Here is a 638-nt window from a genome sequence, read left to right on the forward strand (position 1 = left end):
ATCGAGTGTATGGGGGTTGGTCGCGAAGATGCGCTCCTTCAATTCCTTGTATTCGAAGCGCAGCGAATCGAAATGCTCGGAATGATGGCTGATGAAACGCGTGCCGATTCGCCGGCTCGCCTGCGCCTCCGAAGTCGCGATGGGCACCGCGCTCATGATGCCGCTGGCGAGAATCCAATTCCTGGCGTTCACGGAMATGCTCTGCTTCGCGACTGCATCCTTGAAGTCGTCCAAGGAACCCTTGGTCGCTCCGAACGGAATGATCTTGCCAAGAACAGCCGTGGGCAATCGTGCAAAGGAAAATTCGCGAGAGTTTATTTCGTCGAGAATGTCGTTGACGGCGCGTGGGATCGACGCGCGGTGATGCATGAACTCGCGCCAGGTCTGTTCGAGAAGGCGAAGCCCCGGAACGTTCGGGAGAAAGCCGATGAGGCAAAACGCGGCGAGGATGGGAACCGCTTCGCTCGTGATCTTGTCTTGCCAGCCTGGCACCATGAGCGGCAATGCGGAGCGACCGACGACGCTCAAGCAGACGAACATGAGGACGAGGCCGAACACGTAGACGATCCACGCGATCAGGAAATTCCGCTCACTCGTCAGTTCGAAGGGAAGCGCCCGTCCAATGACGTTGCTGGCCG

At 58.4% G+C, this 638-nt stretch carries 1 protein-coding gene; it reads right to left on the reverse strand.

The window, feature by feature from the left end:
- The coding region (locus tag AC1DT3_RS23440) for a hypothetical protein (protein WP_477467546.1) at window positions 1-638 on the reverse strand (638 nt) is incomplete at both ends.

Source organism: Microvirga sp. P4_G7 (assembly GCF_056401005.1).